Source organism: Myxococcus sp. MISCRS1 (assembly GCF_026626605.1).
Taxonomy (GTDB): Bacteria; Myxococcota; Myxococcia; order Myxococcales; family Myxococcaceae; genus Myxococcus; species Myxococcus fulvus.
Genome location: NZ_JAPNKB010000001.1, coordinates 357,027 through 373,065, shown reverse-complemented (window position 1 = coordinate 373,065; position 16,039 = coordinate 357,027). Strand labels below are relative to the sequence as shown.

Genomic DNA, 16,039 nt, shown 5'->3' with positions numbered 1-16,039 from the left:
CCCAGGCAGGGTCGATTGCATGCACCTTGCCACATTTCAACCCTGCGGAATCACATGAAAAATGTCTCCAGGGACTGCGGGAGTCGCCGGTGGGGTGCGGATTCCGCATGCGCTCGACGCGGCTCGTCATCGGGGGATGGGGCCATGGGCCTCGTGCTTGCACACCAGAGTCTCGAAGAGAGGTGGTGACCCGGCTCGGGTGCCACCCCCAACCCTCGGGGAGAGACAGATGGGCTCGGCAGCGTTCAAGCAAGGAGGAGCCCACGCGGCGCCACGTCGTGACGGAAGGGAGTGCGGATTCCGCATCCTGGATGCAGAGTTCGCAGCGAGTGGAGGAGCCGCATGGAGTGGAAGACACCCGGAGCGAGGGCCGCGTCGATGAGTGGCCCGGCCCGTTGGAGACCGCGGGGTCCCTGGATGCCCTGGGTGGCGGCCGGGCTGATGTGCGCGGTGCTGCTGTCCGCCGTCGTGTTCATCCGTCGCTCGGCGCTGGAGTCGTCCTCGCTGGTGGTGCGCGGCATGGCGAACGTGCTGATGCTCGCCGGCGTGGAGGCCTTCCGGGAGGGCACGGGCGTGCCGAGCCAGCAGGCGCTGGAGGCCTTCCTGAACACCCACCAGGAGGGCGGGCTTCGCTACGTCGCCATCGTCGAGGACGGGCAGGTGCTCGCCTCGGCGGGTGTCGGCTCGTTGGGGAAGATCGAAGACGGCACGCAGCTGCGCGTCGAGGAGGGGCGGGGCCGCTTCATCCACCGGCTGCGCAAGCCGAGGCCGCCGGACGGCCCGCCCGCCGTGAGCGGGACGCCGCCGATGGTGGAGCCTCCTGTCTCGCAGGAGCCTCGCCGCAACCTGCGCATCGGCTACGACTTCGAGCCCGTCACCGCGCTGGAGTTGAAGGAGCGCTCACAGCGACTGCTGTTCGTGGCCGCGGTGTCGTGCATGGGCATCCTGGGGCTCGCGTTCGCGTTCTCGCGCTCGCTGGCGCAGCGTGAGGCGCTGGCGGCGGAGCTGGAGCGAGGGCGTCGGCTGGCGGCGCTGGGCACCATGTCCGCGGTGCTGGCGCACGAGCTGAGAAACCCGCTGGCGTCGCTCAAGGGGCATGCGCAGCTGCTGGCCGAGCGCGTGGAGCGCGACGAGGTGCTGCGTCCCAAGGCGGACCGCATCGTCGGCGAGGCGGTGCGGCTGGAGCAGTTGATGAACGACCTGCTGAACTTCGTGCGCAGCGGCGAGCTGCGCCGCTCGGGCACTGACCCCAACGAGGTGCTGCGCGCGGCGGTGGAGGCCACGGGTGAGTCGAGCGTGGAGGCGCGGTATCTGCCGGGCCACGAGAAGGTGGAGCTGGACGCGGGCCGCTTCCAGCAGGCGCTGGAGAACGTGCTGCGCAACGCGGTGCAGGTGAGCCCCGCGGGGCAGCGCGTGGAGGTGGGCGTGGCGCAGGAGGGGCCGGCGCTCGTCTTCACGGTGAGGGACCATGGTCCGGGCATCCCCAAGGGCGACGAGGAGCGCATCTTCGAGCCCTTCGTCACCGGGCGCCTGCGGGGCGTGGGGTTGGGGCTGGCCATCACCCGCCGCATCGTCGAGCTGCATGGGGGCTCGGTGAGCGCGAGGACGCACGCGGAGGGAGGCGCGGAGTTCCGCCTCACCGTGCCGGCGAGGGGGACCTGAGATGGCGCGCATCCTGGTGGCGGATGACGAAGAGGGCGTGCGCTCGTTCATCGCGGAGGCGCTCGAGGTGGAGGGCCACGCGGTGACGACGGCGGCCGACGGCGAGGAGGCCGCGCGGCTGTTGTCGAAGCAGGGCGTGGATCTGCTCGTCACGGACCTGCGCATGCCGGGCATGGACGGGCTGACGCTGTTGCGCAAGGTGCGCGAGGAGCAGCCGGACGTGGAGGTCATCGTGCTCACGGCGGTGGGCTCGGTGGAGAGCGCGGTGTCGGCGATGAAGGCCGGCGCGTTCGAGTACCTGCTCAAGCCCGTGGGCAGTCCCGCGGAGCTGCGGCTGACGGTGGCGCGGGCGCTGGAGCGGCGCGCGCTGCTCAACCTGAAGACGGAGGCGCGCCAGTCCACGAGCGAGGTGGTGCTCAGCTGGGGCGCGCCGACGATGGGCCCGGTGGTGGAGGCGCTGCGCAAGGTGGCGCCCACGCAGGCCACGGTGCTGCTGGTGGGGGAGAGCGGCACGGGCAAGGAGGTGGCGGCGCGCGCGCTGCATCAGTGGAGCGAGCGCTCCGAGGGGCCGTTCATCGCGGTCAACTGCGCGGCGTTGACCGAGACGCTGTTGGAGAGCGAGCTGTTCGGCCACGAGAAGGGCGCGTTCACGGGCGCGGTGGCGCAGCGGCGCGGGCGCATTGAGCTGGCCCAGGGGGGCACCTTCTTCCTGGACGAGGTGGGCGAGCTGAAGGCGGAGCTGCAGGCGAAGCTCTTGCGTGTCTTGCAGGAGCGGCGCTTCGAGCGCGTGGGTGGGACGCGGACGCTGGAGGCGGACGTGCGCTGGGTGGCGGCGACCAACCGTGACCTCAAGACGATGATGGCGCACGGCGAGTTCCGCGAGGACCTCTACCACCGGCTGGCGGTGTTCCCCATCCGGCTGCCCTCGCTGCGCGAGCGACGCGAGGACCTGCGGCCGTTGGCGGAGCTGCTGCTGCGGCGCATCGGCGAGGAGCTGGGACGTCCGGGGTTGAAGCTGTCACCGGAGGCGTCGGAGCGGCTGGAGTCGTTCGCCTGGCCGGGCAACGTGCGGGAGCTGCGCAACGCACTGGAGCGCGCGGCCATCCTCGCGGACGGCGCGGTGGTGGAGTCGCGTCACCTGTGGCTGGACCCGACCAGCGCTCCGACGTCCACGCCGACGCCAGCGGTGGGAGCGCGGCTGCCAGACACGACGTTGGAGGAGCTGGAGCGGATGGCCATCGAGCAGGCCATCGCGGACGAGGGCGGCAACCGCAAGCGCGCGGCCCAGCGACTGGGCATCGGCCTGCGAACGCTCTACGACAAGCTGCGGCGCTACGGGATGCAGTAGCGCCGCGGGGCGCGGCTCACGGAGGGCCGTAGCCCTGCACGCGGGAGTTGAGCTCCACCGCGGTGGCGTAGATCTGCGCCCACGTGCGGTACTTCAGCCGGTCGCCGAAGCCCTTCTGGTCATTGGCGTAGTCGAACAGGTCCTTGCGGAAGAGCGCGTCGGCGGCCTTGCGCGCATCGCCGCTCAGGGGCGTGCCCTTGCGGTCGAAGTAGCGCAGCAGGTCGTACCCGTAGTCGTGCGTCTTCGCCGCGGGGTCGAACTCCTTGTCCGGTCCAATCTTGCCGGGCGCGGACGCGGAGCCGTGCGGGTCCTGCATGCGCTGACCGTGCTTCGTCTGGATGGCGAAGGGCTTGTAGCCCATGACCTTCTCGAAGTCGGCCGGAGGGGGACGAGCACCCGTGAGGTACTCCGTCATCAGCTTGCCGTGGTCTCCGGCGGGCGCCTTGCCCACGCGCGCCGTGGCGGCCGTGCCCTTCGTGAAGGTGTCCTCGGTGTTCGGACGGACCAGGGCCGTGTTCTGGGCCTTCTCCGAGGCCGGAGCCTCCGAGGCGGAGGGCGTCTGGCGGCGGGGGGCGACGGGAGCGTTGCGAACGAGCATGAAGGGACCCGGGGGAAAGCTTCTCTCGGGTTGTCGCAATTTGTAGGGTGGAAGTTGCGCGGGTGGGATTGACGCATCGCATTGTGAGAAGGAGAGCACGTGGGCGCGGACCTGTATCGAGACGGAGTGGCTCGGCTGGAGGCGGGGGATGGGCGGGAGGCGGCGCGCCTGTTGGAGGCCGCGCTTCGCGAGGCCCCCGGAGACGTGAAGGTGATGCATGCGTTGTCGCGGGCCCTGGATGTGACGGGCGAGCGGGAGCGCTCCGTGCAGCTCCTGGAGCTGGTCCACGCGAAGGCGCCCTCGGACCCCGAGGCCGCGTGTGAGCTGGCGATGGCCCTGCTGGAGCGCACCGAGGACGCGCGCGCGGCGGAGGTCCTGGCGCCGGTGCTCGCGGCGCAGCCCGACCACCCCAGGGCGAACCTCTGCATGGCCATGGCGCTGGCCAAGACGGACCCGGAGCGGGCGAAGGCTCACCTGAAGCCCGCGAGCCGGAGCGCGGACGCGGACCAGCGGGAGCAGGCGGCGGCGCTGGAGCGCGTGTTGTCGGGACAGTCCCCCGGCTGAGGCCAGGGCCTCACGTCAGCCGGACACAGGCCTCGATGTTGTTGCCGTCCGGGTCCAACAGGAACGCGGCGTAGTAGGAGAAGCCGCCCTCGCGGACACCGGGGGCGCCGTTGTCCCGTCCTCCCGCGGCGAGGCCCCGCTGGTGGAAGGCGTCCACCACCTCGCGCTCCTTCGTGGAGAACGCGAGGTGGAGCGGGCTGCGCGCCGGCGCGTGCTCGGCCGTCCAGGTCGATGGCCGCAACGTGCCCACCCAGAGGAACGGCGACTTCGCGTCCGTGCCGAAGATGACGAAGCCCTCGCCGCGCTCCAGGACGCCCAGGCCAAGCGGCTTCAGGCACGCCTCGTAGAAGCGCACGCTCGCGTCCAGGTCCGTCGTCACGAAACCGAAGTGGTCGAGCTGGAGCATGCCCGTACGGTGTGGACCCGCCCGTTCCCTCGACAAGCTCCTCCCGGAGTGCCGGGCGCCTGCCTTCCCGCCCGGATGGTGTTTTGAGTGTTATGCTGCTTTTGCGGCTTATCGCTCATCCTTGTCGAGGGCTTCATGTCAGTCCTGCGTCTGCGTCACATCCTCGTGTCCCTGGCGGTGGGGCTGGTGGCGGCGGCCCCCTCCGCGCTCGCGCGAGGGCGCTACTACAACGACTCCGGCAGCATCGAGACGACCCATCCTTCGTGGATGAGCTGGGTGTCGAACTCGACGAGCCTCGCGTCGTTGTCCATCCCCGGCACGCACGACACCATGGCGTATCAGTCGTATGGCGGGAGCCTGACGCAGACGCAGTCGTTGGACCTGCGCAAGCAGTTGGATGCGGGCGTGCGCGCGTTGGACATCCGGTGCCGACACATCGGCGACCGGTTCACCATCCATCACGGCGTGGTGTACCTGCACGTCAACTTCGATGACGTCCTGCGCACCACCATCCAGTTCCTGAACGACAACCCCACCGAGACGGTGGTGATGCGCGTGAAGCGCGAGCACACCGAGGAGGACATCACCCGGAGCTTCAACCAGACCTTCGAGTGGTATCGCGACCAGCCGGCCTACAGCCCGTATCTCTGGCGAGGCTCGCATGTGCCCACGCTGGGCGAGGTGCGCGGGCGCATCGTCGTGTTGGACGACTTCGCGGGGGGCGCTTACGGCATCCCCTGGGGGGCGCTGGAGCTCCAGGATGACTGGACCGTGTCGCAGCTCGCGGACATCGACGACAAGTGGAACAAGGTCCGGGCGCACCTGGACCGGACGCAGGGTGGCGCGCCGTCGAAGCTGTTCGTGAACTTCCTGAGCGGCGCCTCCGCCATGGCGCATCCGCTCCACGTCGCGGGCGGCATCAATGTCCTGGGCATCGGCTATCGCGGGGTGAACGACTTCGCCATCGACCACCTGGTGGGCGGGTACGCGCAGCGCGCGGGAATCCTGATGATGGACTTCCCCGGCGCGGGCCTGATTGACGCCATCCTCGCGCTCAACGTTCGGCTCCTGCCGAGCAGCGCGGCGCTCCCTCCGGACTTCGGCATCATCTTCCGGAACACCGCGCACACGGTGGGCGGTGACGCCGAGGCCCGGTGGCGCGGGACGCGGGCGTTCCTCCAGAACGCGGCGCCGGGGCGGTACTGGCACATCCTGGCGCTGAAGCGGGAGTGGGGCGGCTGGATGCACTACGAGGGCGCGTTCCTCCAGTCCGACTCCATGGATGAGTACACCCACCTGGCCTTCACGACGCGCACGGTGACGAGCGTGGTGGGGCCCGCGTATCTCGCCAGCTACGTGAACGGGCAGCTCGGGAGCCTCTCTGGCGGCGCGGGAGATCGGGCCACCCAGCTCCATGGCCGGCTGAGTGCCCGCTTCCCGTTCCAGCTCTGGTCCGTGGTGGTGAAGCGCTCACCGGGAGGCCTGAGCAACTGGGCGTACTCGGACTACGGCCGTGGTTACAAGACGTCGTCGGGTGATTACACGTATGCGGTGCAGGGGTACTCGGCGGGGGACGGCGTGTACCTGCACGAGCACGGGGGCCACGAGGGCAACGTGATGCGGCTCACGTCGAGCGTCGGCAACCTGGGGGACTTCGGCTTCAACGACGTCACCAGCTCCGTGACGGTGCTCGGCTCGTATCAGGCGACGCTGTGTGAGCATGCGTTCATGTCTGGACGGTGTTTCAGCACGTCCTCCAGCATCGACAGAGTCGACTCGGTGGCGGGCGGGCCGTGGAATGATCGCATCTCCTCGCTCGCTGTCTCACGCTAGGGACCTGGGGCCGTGGTCGGAGGTGAGCACGTGAATCATGTTCCCGGTGGGAGGGGACATGAGCAACGAAGGCACCGGCTTGGATGGGTCGGCCCCGATGGTGTTGGGGCCGTGTCTCAGGAATCGACGTGGAGCCGTGGAGGTCTCGCTGACGAACCAGGTCGCGGACCTCCAGCTCATCCGGGTGGGGGCGGTGCGGGTGAACGGGCGCGAGGTTCCGCTGGAGGACATCGTCCTGGTCCCCGAGGAGGGGGCCGTGTGGCCCGGTGTGGACCTGTCGTCCCGGTGTCCGTTCCTCTTCGAGCGACAACGGCGTGTGTGGCTCCGGGTCGGGATTCCGCCGCTCGCGATGGGGGAGCACCGCGTCGAGCTGGAGCTTGAGTGTGGGGTTCATGGCGTCATCCGCGCGGACGTGACCCAGGTCATCGACGAGCCGCATCCGGAGGCGGATGGGCGGATTCCGCGCGCCCCGGATGACGACTTCGCCGAGGGGGTCGTCCGCGCGCGGCGGGCCCACGCGGAGCAGTGGGCTGGGACGCGGCTGAGCCATGTGTCGAGCCCCTCGTTCGAGCCCGCGCATGCGAGGAACGCGTGTGAGCACTTCACCGGGGTGGCGCAGGTCCCGCTGGGTCTCGCGGGACCGCTCATCATCCAGGGAGAGTACGCCCACGGTCCGTACCTGATTCCGCTGGCCACGACGGAGGGCGCGATGGTGGCGAGCTACAACCGGGGCATCAAGCTGCTCAACGCGTGTGGCGGAGCCCGCTGTACGGTGCTGGAGGATGCCATGCAGCGCGCGCCGGTCTTCGTGTTCGACGATGCGAGGGCGGGGCGTGATTTCTCGCGGTGGCTGCGAGCGAACGAGTCCGCCATCGCGGAGCAGGCCGAGGCGACGAGCCATGTGGCGAAGTTGCTGCGCCTGGAGATGTATCAGCTCCACCGGTTCGTCTTCGTGCGGTTCAACTTCGCGACGGGGGACGCGGCGGGCCAGAACATGGTGGGCAAGGCCACGTTCGCGGCGCTGCTCTGGATTCGCGAGCAGTATCCGCACATCCGAGCGAGCTTCCTGGATGGGAACGTCTCCACCGACAAGAAGTCGTCACGGCTGAACATCCTCCAGACGCGGGGCAAGCGCGTGACGGCGGAGGTGGTGGTACCCAAGGCGCTGTTGCTGGAGAAGATGCGGACCTCCGTGCAGCAGGTCATCCTGTTGCAGCGGGTCAGCGCGGAGGGCTCCAGCCTCGCGGGGGCGCACAACAACGGGTGTCAGTCCGCCAACGCGCTCGCGGCGTTGTTCATCGCCACCGGCCAGGACGTGGCGACGCTGGCGGAGTCGGCCGCGGGCGACCTGTACATGGACGAGACGCCGGAGGGCGACCTGCATGCCTCCATCACGCTCCCGTCGCTGGTGCTGGCAACACACGGAGGCGGCACGGGGCTGCCCACGCAGCGCGAGTGTCTGGAGCTGATGGACTGCTTCGGGCGAGGCAAGGTGCGTCGGCTCGCGGAGATTGTCGCTGGCGTGGTGCTCGCGGGGGAGCTGTCGCTGGCCTGCGCGGTGGCCTCCGCGTTGGGCTCGGAGGAGTGGGTGACGAGCCACGAGAGCCTGGGGCGACATCACTGAGGGCGCGCCGGCCGATCGCGAGAGGCCGGCGCCTTGCTGTCTCCATCGTCTCAGAACGGCATCGACTCGATGGCGTCGACCATCTTCCCCACGTCGTAGGCATAGAAGCCCGCGGCGTTGAGCGTGTTGATCTCCCCGACGTGGGGCCGGTGCTCGTGGACGAAGATGTCCAGGGCATAGGCCCTGTCCGGCCCCCACCGCGCCGCCATCCGCTGCGCGAAGGTCCATACGTCCGGCTCCACCTCCGACGAGGAGAAGACCCGGTCACCCAGCTTGTAGCGCGTCCCGGTGACGACGCGGCCATCCACGACCACCATCCGGTACTCGCTCTGGATGTGTCGAGGCTCGCTGACGGCGACCCAGGTCTCCGCGGTGAGCTGCGGCGTGTCGCCCACGCGCAACACCTGCTCGCGCCAGGGCTCGAAGTCCTCCCACCGCGTCACCATCCCCGAGAACGCCTTGTCGTCGAGGCACGGGCGGATGAAGAACGCGCCCTCCTGACGAGGCACCTCGGCGAACCGGCAGACGCGCGCGTCACCGTTCAGGAGGAACTCCCCCAGGTGCTCGCGCCAGACGCGAAAGTCGAACCGCTCGTTGATGAACGCCCCCGGTGTCCACCCTCGCCGCCGCGCGTACCGGGCCAGGCTCAACGAGCCCATCACCATGACCGGCCCGTTCACGTCGACAGTGGGCTCCACCCCCCCGTCGAACGGAATGACCTTCACCAGGGTGTGCGGAATGCCGCCGCGCTCCAGGACCCGCAGGAGCTCGTGGAAGCCGCGCTCGTTGAACAGGTTGTCCTGAACGACCCAGTGCATGACATGGCCCTCCGTGGGACCGCGAGCGCCGGGGACGCTCGGGCTCCACGGGGCCTGACTCAGGAGCGCAGCGCGACCACCGTGACGCCGTCGCCGCCCTCGTGGCTCTCTCCCGGGCGATACATCCGGATGTAGGGCGAGTTCGCCAGATAGTCCCGCAGCGCCTGCTTCAGCGCGCCCGTGCCATGTCCGTGGACGATGAGCGCGGCCTCTTCTCCGCTGCGCATGCCCTGGTCCAGGAAGGACTCCACCTCCGCCAGGGCCTCGTCCGCGCGCATGCCGCGCACGTCGCAGCGGAAGTTCATCGCGTCCACCGGCGCGCCCGCCGCCGTGGACGCGCGCTTCAGCGCCGCATCCTGCTTCTGCCGCTCCGGGAACTTCGCCTGCTGCGGCTTGCGCGTGCGAGAGCCCGACAGCTCCGAGGTGGGCACCCGCATCTTCATCGCGCCGCCCGCGGACACCACCGCGTGCCCATCCGCCAGCTCGAGGATCTCCACGTCCCGAGCGAGCCCCGAGTGGTGCACCCACGCGCCGACCTTGAGGTTCACCGGCGCCGGAGCCTCCACCTGGAACAGCTCCGCCCTCGCGGCCAGGGCCCGCTTCTGCGCGTCCTCGGCCCGCTGCAGCAACTGCTGCCGCGCCTCCGACAGCGCCTTCTCGTTCTGCTCGGCGCGCAGCTTCGTGAGCAGCTTCTGGACCTCCGTCGCCGCCAGCTCGCTCGCCGCGTGGACGTCCTCGTTGAACTGCATCATCTTCGCGCGGCGCTCGCGCTCGAAGGTCTGCTTCTGCTTCTCCAGCTCCACGCGCAGCGCCTCGGCCTCCTTCGCCGCCACCCGCGCCTTCTCCAGCTCCTCGGAGAGCTTGCGCCGCTCCTCCTCGGCCGCCGCCAGGGCCTGCGACAGGGGACCGCCCGCGTTCATCGTCAGCTCACGGGCGCGCTCGCACACCCTCTGGGGCAGGCCCACCCGCGCCGCGACCTCGATGGCCGAGGACTGTCCCGCGGCGCCAATCTGGAGCCGGTACGTCGGCGCCATGCGCTTCGAGTCGAAGCCCACCCGCGCGTTCAGGAAGCGCGGGTCCATGTGCGCCAGCGCCTTGAGCTCCTCCAGGTGCGTCGTCACCAGGGCCACGGCGTTCTTGGCCAGCAGGTCCTCGAGCACCGCGATGGCGATGGCCGCGCCCTCGCGCGGGTCCGTGTCCGCGGCGATCTCGTCGATCATCACCAGCGAGCCCTCGCCGACCTCGGCGATGATGTCGCGCAGCATCACCACGTGCGCGCTGAACGTCGACAGGCCCTGCGCCAGGTCCTGCGAGTCGCCCACCGTCGAGTGCACCGAGCGGTACAGCGGCATCCGCGAGCCTTCGCCCACCGGAATCGGCAGGCCCGCGCGCAGCATCAGCGCGCACAGCCCCACGCCCGTCAGCGTCACCGTCTTGCCGCCCGCGTTGGGGCCGGACACGATGAGCGCCTTCGCCCCGCCGTTGAGCGTCACGTCGTTGGCCACCACCTCGGTGCCTCGCAGCACCAGGCGAGGGTGGCGCAGCATCCGCAACTGGAGCTCCGTGACGCCCGCGAACTCCGGCGTCGTCGCGTCCAGGTCCGAGGAGAGGATGGCCACCGCCTCCACCTCGTCCAGCTCCGCCACCGCCTCCAGTCCCTCCAGGATGCGGTCCGCCTCCCGGCCGAGCAGCTGGCTCAGCTCCTGGAGCACCCGCCGCTCCTCCTCCAACACCACCGACTGCGCGATGGCCAGGTCGTTGCCCAGCCCCACCATGGCCTGCGGCTCCATGAAGAGCGTCTGGCCCGTCTGGCTCGCGTTGTGGACGATGCCGTCCACCTCCGCGCGGTAGTTCGACACCACCGGCACCACGTAACGGCCATTGCGCAGGGTGTAGTAGTTCTCCCGCAGCTTGGCGACGAAGCCCTGGTCGTGGAGCATCTCGTCCAGGCGCGACTTGATGCGACGGTGCAGGCCGCGCGCCCTGTCGCGGGCCTCGCGAAGCTCCGGGCTCGCCCGGTCCGAAATCTCACCGTCCGGTTCGAAACACTGGTCGATGCGCCGGGCCAGCGACTCCAGCAGGGGCAGCCGCCGGGCGATGTCCATCAGCCGGGGCACGCGCTCCTTGCGCTCGTCCAGGGCCTCACGGGTGCGCACGAAGGCGAACAGGAGCTGGGCGCCGTCGATGAGCTGCCGGGGCTCCAGGGTGCCGCCCTTGGCGGCGTGGCCCACGTGGATTCGCAGGTCCACCACGCCGCCGAGCGGGAGGGAGAACTGCTCCTGGGAGAGGGTTCGCGCCTCACCCACCAGGGCCAGCGCCTCCGAGACCTGCTCGGCCGTGTCGAGGAACGGGCGGGCGAGCACGCGCTCCCGGCCTGGCTCCGTCCGACACCGCTGCGTCAGCGCTCGGAGCACATCCGCGAATCCGAGGTCTTCCAGCGTCTTTTGGGATATCTGCACGGTCATGGGTTTCATGCGTGGCCGTCCGGCCGTCAAGAGGATCTGTTGAGGCGCCCGGCTCGGCTCTGCTATCTGCCGCGCATGCACTGGGTCATCCTGGTGGCGTGCCTGGCGGGCGCCTCTGACGCCGCACAGCCCTCCGCCCTGACGGGAGCGCGAACCCCGGCCGCCGCCCCTTCGCCCGGCACACTGTCGGACGCGCTCGCCCTGGAGGCGGGTGGGGACGACGCCGCCGCGCTCCAGGCCGTGGAGGCCCTGGTTCTTAGCCAGCCCCGGTGGGAGCTGCCACGGATGGAGGCGGCCCGGCTGCTCCTGAAGCTGGGAGGCTCCATGGAGCAGGCCGAGGCCCACCTGGAGGTCGCCACCCGCGAGGCCCCCACCAACCCCCGCGCCTGGTACCTGCGGGGGCTCCTCTGGGAGGAGCGCGGCAACCCCATGCAGGCGGCCCGCGCCTACGAGACGGCGGTGCAGCACCGGGGCTCCTACGAGGAGGCCCGCTTCCGGCTCGGGGGCCTGTGGGTGTCGCTGGGCGACCTGCTCAAGGCGGAGCTCCACTACCGCTACCTGGCGCGCGCGAAGCCCGAGTGGGTACAGGTGCGCCTGCAGCTGGCGGACGTGCTGGAGAAGCAGGAGCGGCTGCTGGACGCGGAGACGGAGCTCTTGGCGGCGAGGAGCTTCCAGCCGGACAGCCCGTTGGTGCTCCGGCGACTGGCCGACTTCTATGACCGCACGGAGCGGCCCCAGCTCGCGGCGAAGGTGCGCAAGTCCATGGAGCCGCAGGAGAAGCGGCGCATGCGAGCACTCAAGCCGTCGCGTCGCTGACGGTCGACGTCGCGATGCGTCGTTGCGATTGCACCCCAGAGCGTGGCGCATAGACTGCGCGCGCTTTGAAGACCGCCAACCTCGCCATCGTCTTCACCGACATCAAGGGCTTCACCGAGCGGACCAGTCGGCAGACGCTGGAGGAGAACCAGCGGCTGCTGCGCATCCACGGTGCCCTGCTGTCGCCGCTCTTCAAGGCGTTCGGTGGCCGCATCATCAAGTCCATCGGTGACGCGCTGCTGGTCACCTTCGAGTCGCCCACCCAGGCCGTGCTCAGCGGCGTCGCCATCCAGGACCGGCTGTGGCACCACAACCGGGTGTCCCCGGAGGCGGACCAGCTCCACGTGCGCTTCGCCATCAACGTGGGCGAGGTGCGCCTGGATGGCAACGACATCTTCGGCGAGCCGGTGAACATCGCCGCGCGCGTGGAGGGGCTGGCCGAGGCGGGCGAGGTGTACTTCACGGAGGCCGTCTACCTCGCGATGAACCGGGCCGAGGTGCCCGCGCGCGAGGTGGGTGCCTTCGAGCTCAAGGGCATCCCCGGGAAGATCCGCGTCTTCCAGGTGCCGCGTGCCCCGTACCGGGTGGAGGCGCCGTCGGCGGGCGCCATCGCCGAGGCGCCGGGCAGCGAATCGAATCCGCCCTACGGCAACCTGGCCCTGTCGCGGGTGCCGGAGTCCGCGCTGGAGGCGCCCGGCGGAGAGCTGGCGCAGCTGGGCGTGAAGGCGGCGGCGCTGGGCCAGAAGGCCGCGGCGGGCGCGGCGGTGCTGGGGCAGCACGCGGTGGTGTTGGGGCAGCAGGCGGTGGGACTCGGGCGTCATGCCACCTCCCGCTTCGAGGAGGTGGGTGGCGTCTCGGGGGCGTTGAGGGCGCTGTCTTCCCAGCGCAAGGCGCTGGTGGTGGCCGGCTGCGTGTTGCTGGCGGTCGCGGTGGCGGGCGTGGGCCTGGTGGCGCTCGGTGGCGGCCCCGCGATGCGGGCCATCTCCGCGGTGGAGAAGGCGCCCAAGGCGGAGCGCGACCCGCTGGTGAAGGAGGCGCGCAAGGTCATCGCCGAGGAGCAGGACCCGGGCCAGCGGCTCTACCTGCAGGGGCGGCTGGACGAGGCGATGGAGAACACCCGTCGCTCGCTGGAGGACTACGGGCGCTCGGCGAAGGTGGGCAACCGCGACGCGGAGAAGCGCATCATCGAGTTGCTGTCGCATCCGACTTGCAACGTGCGCGTGGCCGCGGTGGACACGGTGCGCTCGCTCAAGCTGACGAGCGCGGTGTCGGCGCTGGAGGACCTCTCCGAGGATGGCGGTCCGGATGACGGCTCGGGCGGCTTTCTGGGCATGGGGAAGTGTGACTCCCGGGCGTATGCCGAGCACGCGCTCAAGAGCTTCAAGGATTAGGCCCGGGCCCGCCTGGGCTCGCGCGAGGAAGGAATCACCGTGACGAAGGTGAAGACGGGACTGGATGTCTGGGTGGAGCAGGGCTTCTGCGCGCTGAAGGGCAAGCGCGTGGGCGCCATCGTCAATCCCACCAGCGTGGACTCGCGCTTCCGGCACCTGGCGGACCTGTTGTCCCAGGCGCCGGGCGTGACGCTGGCGGCGCTGTTCGGCCCCGAGCACGGCGTGCGCGGAGAGGCGCAGTACATGGTCGCCGTGGACGAGGCGAAGGACCGGCGCACGGGCGTGCCCGTGCACAGCCTCTATGGCTCCACCTTCGAGTCGCTGTCCCCGCGCACCGAGTGGCTCAAGGGGCTGGACGCGCTCGTGTTCGACATCCAGGACGTGGGCAGCCGCTACTACACCTACGTCTACACCATGGCCCTGGCGATGAAGGTGGCGGCGAAGGCGGGCGTGCCCTTCTACGTGTTGGACAGGCCCAACCCGCTCAACGGCGTGGCGATGGAGGGCAACCTGGTGGGGGAGGGCTTCCGCTCCTTCGTGGGCCTGTATGCGCTGCCCAACCGTCACGGCATGACGGCGGGGGAGCTGGCGCGGCTGTTCAACGCTCAGGAGGGCTTCGGCTGCGACCTGACGGTGGTGCCGTGCGAGGGCTGGCGCCGCGAGCAGTTCTGGTCCGAGACGGGCCTGCCGTTCATCTCCCCGTCGCCCAACATGCCCACGCCGGACACGGCGCTGGTGTACCCGGGCATGTGCCTGGGCGAGGGCACCAACGTCTCCGAAGGACGTGGGACGTGCCGCCCGTTCGAGCAGTTCGGCGCGCCCTGGGTGGACACGGACGCGCTGCTGGCGCGGCTGGCGAAGGAGCAGCTGCCGGGGGTGGCCTTCCGCGCGGTGGGCTTCACGCCGACGTTCGACAAGTACCGGGGTGAGTCCTGCAACGGGGCCTTCATCCACGTGACGGACCGGCGGACGTTCCAGCCGCTGCGCACGGGCATCGCCATCTTCCAGGCGTTGCACGACATCGGCCCGGGGAGGTTCGACTGGCGGGCGGACGCGTACGAGTTCGTGGAGGACGTGCCGGCGTTCGACCTGCTGTGCGGGACGGACCAGGTGCGCCGGGGCATCCTGGAGGGGTGGAGCCTGGACCGGCTGATGGAGGGGTTCCAGGCCCAATCCGAGCGCTTCGCCGGGCACAGGGAGCCCTACCTGCTGTACGCTTGAGCGTGGGACCTTCCACGTGATTGGTGTCTTCTCCGACAGCCACGGCGACCTTCAAGCCTTCGATGCGGCCTACGAGCTGCTGCGCTCCCTGGGGGCGCGGCGGTTCCTGTTCACGGGCGCGCGCTACACGGACCTGGACGAGTGGCTGCTCTGGCGCCGGCAGAAGTCGCGCGGCGGCCGGGAGTACTCGGACGCGGACTTCCTGGCGGACGTGAGCCAGTGGCTGGGCAGCCAGGACGCGCTGCCCCGCACGCCGTCCCGGGGCGAGGCCCCCGCGGATGTGGCCTCCGAGGAGGACCGGCGGCTGGTGATGGAGCGCTTCGTGCGCGTGCCGGAGCGGGACTCGCTCCAGTATCGGGACCCCGCCATCAACAACAAGGCGATGGACCTGCTGGGCGACACGCTGTGCTGCGTGGTGCACGACAAGAACGACCTGACGCGCGAGGACCTGCTCAACGCGCTGGTGTTCATCCATGGGAAGGACCCGGAGCCCAAGGTGGTGCAGATTGGCCCGCGCTACTTCCTGACGCCGGGGAGGCTGGTGGGCGCGGCGGAGCAGACGTGCGCGCTGTTGGACCGGGTGGACCGGGAGCTGCGCTTCTCCGCGTACCGGCTGGATGGCCACGTGGTGCTGGAGCCCCGCGTGCTGACGCTGGACAAGAAGTCCCCGAAGCTGACCTTGAAGTGACGTGAGGCCCTGACGTGCAGGTCGCGCTGCTTGGAGGCTCGTTCAACCCGCCGCACGTGGGGCACCTGATGGCCGCCTCGTATGTGCACGCGACGCAGGGCGTGGACCAGGTGTGGCTGATGCCGTCCTGGCAGCACCCGTTCGGCAAGCAGATGGAGGACTTCGACCACCGCATCGCGATGTGCGAGGCGATGTGTCGGGAGACCTCGGGCTGGCTGAGGACGACGCGCATCGAGAGCGAGCCGGGGTTGACGGGGCGCACGGTGGACACGCTCGAGCTGCTGGTGGCGCGTCATCCGGACGTGCGCTGGTCCATCATCATCGGCAGCGACATCCTGAGGGACCTGCCGCACTGGAAGGACTTCCACCGTATCGAGGCGATGTCGCGCGTGCTGGTGCTGTACCGCGCGGGCTATCCGGCGCCCAACACCGTGGGGCCTCCCTTGGCGGAGGTGTCCTCCACGGAGATTCGCGAGCTGCTGGCCCGAGGCAAGGAGCCCTCGGACCTGGTGCCCTCGGGAGTGCTGGCCCATGCCCGCGCGGCGGGGCTGTACGGGCTGGGCCGCGCGCGGTAGGTCGTGGCGGTTCGCCAGGAATCAGGGCCC

General features: G+C 70.2%; 14 protein-coding genes. 10 read left to right on the top strand and 4 right to left on the bottom strand.

Going from position 1 to position 16,039, the window contains the following annotated elements:
- Positions 1–417 precede the first annotated feature (417 nt).
- The gene (locus tag OWM54_RS01350) at positions 418–1,662 is read left to right on the top strand and encodes a sensor histidine kinase (protein ID WP_267696398.1); all 1,245 of its coding nucleotides are present in this window, start codon (positions 418–420) and stop codon (positions 1,660–1,662) included.
- Position 1,663: 1 nt separating this feature from the next.
- Positions 1,664–3,010 carry a sigma-54-dependent transcriptional regulator gene (locus OWM54_RS01345; RefSeq protein WP_267696397.1) on the top strand — a complete coding sequence of 449 codons (1,347 nt, stop codon included), beginning with the start codon at positions 1,664–1,666 and terminating at the stop codon, positions 3,008–3,010.
- Between the two features lie 16 nt (positions 3,011–3,026).
- Here OWM54_RS01345 and OWM54_RS01340 read toward each other — a convergent pair whose 3' ends face one another.
- Complete coding sequence (locus tag OWM54_RS01340; RefSeq protein WP_223750016.1) at positions 3,027–3,608, bottom strand: hypothetical protein; 582 nt, start codon at positions 3,606–3,608, stop codon at positions 3,027–3,029.
- A 99-nt stretch (positions 3,609–3,707) separates the two neighbouring features.
- On the opposite strand from OWM54_RS01340, the gene OWM54_RS01335 reads away from it, so the two are divergent.
- Positions 3,708–4,172: a tetratricopeptide repeat protein gene (locus OWM54_RS01335; protein WP_223750015.1), complete on the top strand. Its 465-nt coding sequence runs from the start codon at positions 3,708–3,710 to the stop codon at positions 4,170–4,172.
- A gap of 10 nt (positions 4,173–4,182) precedes the next feature.
- On the opposite strand, the gene OWM54_RS01330 is transcribed toward OWM54_RS01335, so the two are convergent.
- Entirely contained in the window at positions 4,183–4,578 is a 396-nt protein-coding gene (locus OWM54_RS01330; RefSeq protein ID WP_267696396.1) for a VOC family protein, read from the bottom strand.
- A gap of 135 nt (positions 4,579–4,713) precedes the next feature.
- On the opposite strand from OWM54_RS01330, the gene OWM54_RS01325 reads away from it, so the two are divergent.
- Together OWM54_RS01325 and OWM54_RS01320 are read left to right on the top strand one after the other, a co-directional pair.
- The gene (locus tag OWM54_RS01325) at positions 4,714–6,411 is read left to right on the top strand and encodes a phosphatidylinositol-specific phospholipase C domain-containing protein (protein WP_267696395.1); all 1,698 of its coding nucleotides are present in this window, start codon (positions 4,714–4,716) and stop codon (positions 6,409–6,411) included.
- A 58-nt stretch (positions 6,412–6,469) separates the two neighbouring features.
- Positions 6,470–8,035: a hydroxymethylglutaryl-CoA reductase gene (locus tag OWM54_RS01320; protein WP_267696394.1), complete on the top strand. Its 1,566-nt coding sequence runs from the start codon at positions 6,470–6,472 to the stop codon at positions 8,033–8,035.
- Positions 8,036–8,085: 50 nt separating this feature from the next.
- On the opposite strand, the gene OWM54_RS01315 is transcribed toward OWM54_RS01320, so the two are convergent.
- Positions 8,086–8,853 carry an ATP-grasp domain-containing protein gene (locus OWM54_RS01315; protein ID WP_267696393.1) on the bottom strand — a complete coding sequence of 256 codons (768 nt, stop codon included), beginning with the start codon at positions 8,851–8,853 and terminating at the stop codon, positions 8,086–8,088.
- A 59-nt stretch (positions 8,854–8,912) separates the two neighbouring features.
- Positions 8,913–11,318, bottom strand: a complete 2,406-nt coding sequence (locus OWM54_RS01310; protein WP_223784462.1) for an endonuclease MutS2 — start codon at positions 11,316–11,318, stop codon at positions 8,913–8,915.
- A 75-nt stretch (positions 11,319–11,393) separates the two neighbouring features.
- Here OWM54_RS01310 and OWM54_RS01305 point away from each other — a divergent pair, with 75 nt between their 5' ends.
- The 5 genes from OWM54_RS01305 (at position 11,394) to nadD (ending at position 16,009) form a co-directional block, all read left to right on the top strand.
- Positions 11,394–12,134, top strand: coding sequence for a tetratricopeptide repeat protein (locus OWM54_RS01305; RefSeq protein WP_267701078.1), 741 nt, complete (start codon positions 11,394–11,396; stop codon positions 12,132–12,134).
- Between the two features lie 65 nt (positions 12,135–12,199).
- Entirely contained in the window at positions 12,200–13,525 is a 1,326-nt protein-coding gene (locus OWM54_RS01300; RefSeq protein WP_267696392.1) for an adenylate/guanylate cyclase domain-containing protein, read from the top strand.
- A 39-nt stretch (positions 13,526–13,564) separates the two neighbouring features.
- The gene (locus OWM54_RS01295; protein WP_267696391.1) at positions 13,565–14,746 is read left to right on the top strand and encodes a DUF1343 domain-containing protein; all 1,182 of its coding nucleotides are present in this window, start codon (positions 13,565–13,567) and stop codon (positions 14,744–14,746) included.
- Between the two features lie 16 nt (positions 14,747–14,762).
- The gene (locus tag OWM54_RS01290; protein WP_223750008.1) at positions 14,763–15,434 is read left to right on the top strand and encodes a hypothetical protein; all 672 of its coding nucleotides are present in this window, start codon (positions 14,763–14,765) and stop codon (positions 15,432–15,434) included.
- Positions 15,435–15,448: 14 nt separating this feature from the next.
- Positions 15,449–16,009 (top strand): nicotinate (nicotinamide) nucleotide adenylyltransferase, encoded by a 561-nt coding sequence (gene nadD / locus OWM54_RS01285; protein ID WP_046713480.1) that lies wholly within the window; start codon positions 15,449–15,451, stop codon positions 16,007–16,009.
- Positions 16,010–16,039: the final 30 nt, after the last annotated feature.

What these genes read in the sequence shown, in the direction of transcription:
- OWM54_RS01330 (WP_267696396.1), bottom strand. Translation starts at nt 4,578, where the DNA reads ATGCTCCAGCTCGACCACTTCGGTTTCGTGACGACGGACCTGGACGCG.
- OWM54_RS01350 (WP_267696398.1), top strand. Translation starts at nt 418, where the DNA reads ATGCCCTGGGTGGCGGCCGGGCTGATGTGCGCGGTGCTGCTGTCCGCC.
- OWM54_RS01325 (WP_267696395.1), top strand. Translation starts at nt 4,714, where the DNA reads ATGTCAGTCCTGCGTCTGCGTCACATCCTCGTGTCCCTGGCGGTGGGG.
- OWM54_RS01310 (WP_223784462.1), bottom strand. Translation starts at nt 11,318, where the DNA reads ATGACCGTGCAGATATCCCAAAAGACGCTGGAAGACCTCGGATTCGCG.
- OWM54_RS01305 (WP_267701078.1), top strand. Translation starts at nt 11,394, where the DNA reads ATGCACTGGGTCATCCTGGTGGCGTGCCTGGCGGGCGCCTCTGACGCC.
- OWM54_RS01320 (WP_267696394.1), top strand. Translation starts at nt 6,470, where the DNA reads ATGAGCAACGAAGGCACCGGCTTGGATGGGTCGGCCCCGATGGTGTTG.
- OWM54_RS01345 (WP_267696397.1), top strand. Translation starts at nt 1,664, where the DNA reads ATGGCGCGCATCCTGGTGGCGGATGACGAAGAGGGCGTGCGCTCGTTC.
- OWM54_RS01340 (WP_223750016.1), bottom strand. Translation starts at nt 3,608, where the DNA reads ATGCTCGTTCGCAACGCTCCCGTCGCCCCCCGCCGCCAGACGCCCTCC.
- OWM54_RS01315 (WP_267696393.1), bottom strand. Translation starts at nt 8,853, where the DNA reads ATGCACTGGGTCGTTCAGGACAACCTGTTCAACGAGCGCGGCTTCCAC.